The following is a 4387-nucleotide window of genomic DNA, read 5'->3' on the forward strand; positions in this document are numbered from 1 at the left end:
TAACGAGGGCTTGATTATAGTGAGACCAGTTTGTGATTTTGCTCATTGTTGTTGCACGGGCTAGTAGGATATAGATGATCTGATCACAGGCTGGCAAGATAGTTCAAACTTTTAGGAAACAACGCCAGGAAAGTCTTATTTAAATAAGTTTTGTCCTATATCAAGTTACACCTAAGTAATTGATATGAAATTAAGAAAATTCATATTTTTTCGTAAATGCGGAGGAAAACTTTAATTCTAAATAGAATTTAGAATTAAAGTTAAACTATAGAAATTAAAACCTAGGATCACCTTCACATAACTCACCATCATAATCACTATCTAAATCAGTATTTGGACAATGCCCATTGAAAAAATAGGCTTCTTCAATGGATGTCATTTGCTTACAGTATTGTCTGCCATCACATTCGAAATAACTTTCATTAGTAGAGAAGCGTTTTTGTTGTCTCTTATTAAAGCGTGCTTTTAAAGGTGCTATAACACGGCTATTGACTACCTCAGTACTCACGTTCGTGAGTAGCAACAACCGTTGCGTTTGTTGCCGAAGACCCATCATGGACTTTTAGAATGTATTTATCATCCTGACCCATCATTGATTTTTTGATAGCACGATAATGGTTAGCCACTAAGTCGCGTATATCTCTATCTACTTTTCTAAAGTTTTGAGTAATCAGCATTATGTCGAAACCGTAGTGACGATGCATATCGTAAAACTGTTTTACTTCTTTATCGGTGCCTTGCTGGGGAAGTGCTAAGTGACATTCATCAACAAAGAAGTAAACACGATTACCTTCTTCGTTTTGCCAATCTTCATATTGAAGGTAATGCTCTTTTTTAGAGAACGGGCGTTGACCACCGTAGTTGTGAAACTCACCGTCAATAACTTCAATTAAGTCGCGGCAATACTCACCATAGATAGAACAAAAGTGTTCAACATCAAGCGGTAAGTTTGTTACTACTTTTCGTTTGTGTTCTGTCACTGTTGGGATGATATGGCGGACAACCGCTTCATAGCTTTTGCCGCCGCCCGTTTTACCAGAGATACCATGAATCATGATTAACTCCCTAATCTAACAAATGGAATTAACTGCAATAAGAACCGAATACCTAATGAAATTATTATCATGCTCATTGCTTGAGATAGTCCTAACGATGAGGCATAGAAGGAAACAGCAGGGGGTAATGAATTAATATGCGACGCGATATCCAAACCAGCAAACACACTATCAAGGCCATGAATTGCTAAGATAGATATTTCAAGGAAGCTTTCGAATATCCAAATAGCCAGATCTTTTAATAGTTCTAACACTGTTAAAACGATGCTATATAAAAATTCTTTCGCTTCATTCCACGTTTCTTGTAACCAATCAAGCATGACTTAACCTCCAAAAATCAAACGGCGACAAAGAAAAGCCGCTGAAATTAAAATAAACACTTTAAGAATTGCTAACAGGCCAGCATCAGGAACGGGAAGTTCAGAACAACCAAAATCCATAAATTGACCCAAGTTAAAACAAATACTGGTATCAGGTGCAGAACCGCCACCATTGAACTTAAATTGCTGTAAAAATTGATACGCTTCTGTTTGCTGAAATTCACCTGATTTTTCTTGCCATACACCTGCAAAGCCTTCTTCATATTCTGATTCATAAAAACTAGCTGCATTCTCAGGGTTAAAGGAATCACCAATCTCCGTTTCAGAAATGGATTTAAGGATTTCAGCTGTGTTTTCAGATGTGCCTAATGTGTTATTTGCTGTCTTAGCGGTATTAGATGCAATGGCAGCTAATGAGCCATTTCCTTTAATTTGCTCTTTAGTCATGCCCTCAATACCTGTTTTAATCCCCGTTAATCGAGAGTTCCCAACACCTAACTTTTTATCCAAGCCATAAAGAAGGTTATTCGTTTTAGTTGAATCGGGTGTTTCATCATTCGGGTCGTTTGGGTCTTTTGTATCAGAACCTTTTTCGGGTTCTTGGTTTTGGTCTGGAATACCGTCACCATTTGAATCAGGATAAGCACATACATACTGACCATCTACAGAGCCACAACCAGCAGGGCATTGGTTCATAATTTTGTCGCCACCATCACCCGCGACAATAATTCGATTGCACACATCATTCGGATTTACAGGGCATATAGCATAAAGGTCTGTTGAGCCAACAGTTGCACATGCATTAGGGTTATCAGCGTTATCCGGTGGTGCTATGTCGGGCTTAGGGTAGGGAGGTTCTTCACCAGTGCATTGTTCACCAGTTTGTTCAAAGCCTGAGCCGAAAGGGTTTTGTTTAAATTTGCATTGTGAACCACTCGCTGTTGTGTAACAAACTGAACCTCCAGCGGGTACGTTTAAACTATCATTTGGTGGTAAAAAACTGTTATTACCAAATTCATCACAATCACTTGGGTCTGGCTCTGGTGTGCCAATTGGTTTACCACACATCATTGAAGAGCCAGAACCAACAGCAATAGTATGAAGTGGATTACCGTCAGGTGGACACGAATAAAAGTCAGACGATTGAGTCTTGTAAACACGCGCACCCATTGCAACGACATTGTTTTTCCAAGCAGTTGATTGGTTTTCATCTGCTTTGAAATTAAAGTCAACATACTGATAATTTGCATCATTCCTTGTTACGTTCTGTGTATCAAACGTATAGGAAATACCAGCATACGCAGCGACACCTTGCCACGTATTTTCTAAACAAGCTGATGCGTCAGTGCCTTGAATAATAGTTATAGACTGGCGACTGTTGTATAAAGGGTATCTATCTGTGATTAGCTTATAACATTCAGTGTAACCGGTTACTTGTTCATTCTTAGCGGGAATTAAAGAATCAGGGTTGTATTCACCCTCATTCGAAGAAACAAAAAAAGCGCTAAAAAGCGCCATTGCATAAAGAGTTTTTTTCATTGGCTGCTATCCCCAACCGAAATTTTTACAAACTATGAAACCAGTTAAAGCCCCTATCAATGCACATATTGTGTAGATAAGGGCGACTATTAGGCCGCCCATATTTTTATGCCTTAAGCTTTAGCAACTGCACGCTTGGCAAGAGTGATACCCTTGTAAGCGAGTGCAACGCCAACGATTAAAACACCAGTTGCACCTACGAACGTTGCAACGCCTGCCATATCTACTGCTGCGAAAATATCAGTCATGTTGATTTCCTTTTAAAGTTTGTTTATTACCATTCGGGCTGCTTTTACTTTAAATGACAAAAACCCGAACAGAACGACGAGGCCAAAGCCCCAAGTAAATGACTCTCCAATCTCAAGAGCCGTTATCTGAATGCTTTCAACATAGGCCGCCGCATCATGGCTAGGAACTAGAACATAGCCTGAGCATTGTTCGAGTGTTTCAGTTGTTGCAGTCAACGTGCCGTCAGCATTTAGATAAATACATTGCATGGTTAGCTAACCAGCTTTACATCTGAAACCACGTTTCGAGACATGTTTTCTGGGTCAGGTTGTAGGGTTAAATCAACCTGACAAATACCGTGTTGGTCTAAGATGTTTTTAAACTTTTGATACAAAGACTGTTCATCAAGGATGTTTAAAGACTTTGGTTCAAAGCCGCATTTCTGGATTTGGTGATCACCTTGGATAAAGTCCTTTTCAGGTACTAAGTAGCTGATAGACGAAAATGCGTAGTGCTTAGGTGCACCAGTTTTTTGAGAAATACCTTTACCATTTGCGGCAGATAGTAATGTTACTTTCATGGGGTTAACTCCATTTGATTTGGTGGTGATATACAGGCCTGATTAATAGAGTCGGGGATATCCCAGGGATTAAGGCCTTTAGTTAATTGATTAATGATTTCGTTATCAGTCAGTTCTTTAACGTGACGTAAGAAATTTAAGTACTTGCCGTAAGACTGTGCGCAGTAGCGTTCTAGTCTTTCAGCAACTAATATTCCGTTGTGTTTTGGTTTGCGAGTGGTGGTTTTAATCTCAAGACGTTTAGCGCTAACAAACTCAAAAGCAGGGTATGCAGCAGCAAAAACGGCATCGGTATTGAGAAGTGCATCCAAGGAGATAACACGGTCAATAGACCTAAGCTCAAGCTCAGCACGCACCCAATTAGGTTGGGATTCACTTTGCATTTGCTTGCCTTTTTCATAGATACGCGCCATTTTTCCATTTTTGCGACTTCCTACATAAAGGGTGTTTCCGCCATTGGCTACGCAGTCATAGCGCTTTTGCCAGCCGTGTTTTTTCTTCCAAAGAGCTTGTTGCTCATTAGATAATTTTTGCAATTCGCCAGTTTGAATCCATGAGAAAGAGGGCGCTTGGTTCGTTTTACAGAAGCCGCCTTCTTCAAGATTTTGGAAGTAATTTAGAACAGACTTTTCGCCGTCATAGTCATCGTAAGCAATGTCCAAACG

General features: G+C 39.8%; 7 protein-coding genes. All 7 read right to left on the bottom strand.

What is annotated here, in order from left to right; all coding sequences use genetic code 11:
• Positions 1-497: 497 nt before the first annotated feature.
• Entirely contained in the window at positions 498-1055 is a 558-nt protein-coding gene (locus L1272_RS22575; protein ID WP_235374337.1) for a zonular occludens toxin domain-containing protein, read from the bottom strand.
• 2 nt (positions 1056-1057) lie between these two features.
• Positions 1058-1375 (bottom strand): hypothetical protein, encoded by a 318-nt coding sequence (locus L1272_RS22580; protein WP_105182016.1) that lies wholly within the window; start codon positions 1373-1375, stop codon positions 1058-1060.
• A gap of 3 nt (positions 1376-1378) precedes the next feature.
• Positions 1379-2914 carry a hypothetical protein gene (locus L1272_RS22585; RefSeq protein ID WP_235374338.1) on the bottom strand — a complete coding sequence of 512 codons (1536 nt, stop codon included), beginning with the start codon at positions 2912-2914 and terminating at the stop codon, positions 1379-1381.
• 113 nt (positions 2915-3027) lie between these two features.
• Positions 3028-3162 (bottom strand): membrane protein, encoded by a 135-nt coding sequence (locus L1272_RS23165; RefSeq protein ID WP_008467240.1) that lies wholly within the window; start codon positions 3160-3162, stop codon positions 3028-3030.
• Positions 3163-3174: 12 nt separating this feature from the next.
• Positions 3175-3411, bottom strand: coding sequence for a hypothetical protein (locus tag L1272_RS22590; protein WP_105181043.1), 237 nt, complete (start codon positions 3409-3411; stop codon positions 3175-3177).
• A 2-nt stretch (positions 3412-3413) separates the two neighbouring features.
• Positions 3414-3722 carry a hypothetical protein gene (locus L1272_RS22595; protein ID WP_235374339.1) on the bottom strand — a complete coding sequence of 103 codons (309 nt, stop codon included), beginning with the start codon at positions 3720-3722 and terminating at the stop codon, positions 3414-3416.
• Positions 3719-4387, bottom strand: a 669-nt coding sequence (locus tag L1272_RS22600) for a replication initiation factor domain-containing protein (RefSeq protein WP_235374340.1), incomplete at its 5' end; no start/stop codon positions are given. The genes L1272_RS22595 and L1272_RS22600, both read right to left, overlap by 4 nt.

It is taken from the genome of Pseudoalteromonas sp. PAST1 (assembly GCF_021532515.1).
GTDB lineage: Bacteria > Pseudomonadota > Gammaproteobacteria > Enterobacterales > Alteromonadaceae > Pseudoalteromonas > Pseudoalteromonas simplex.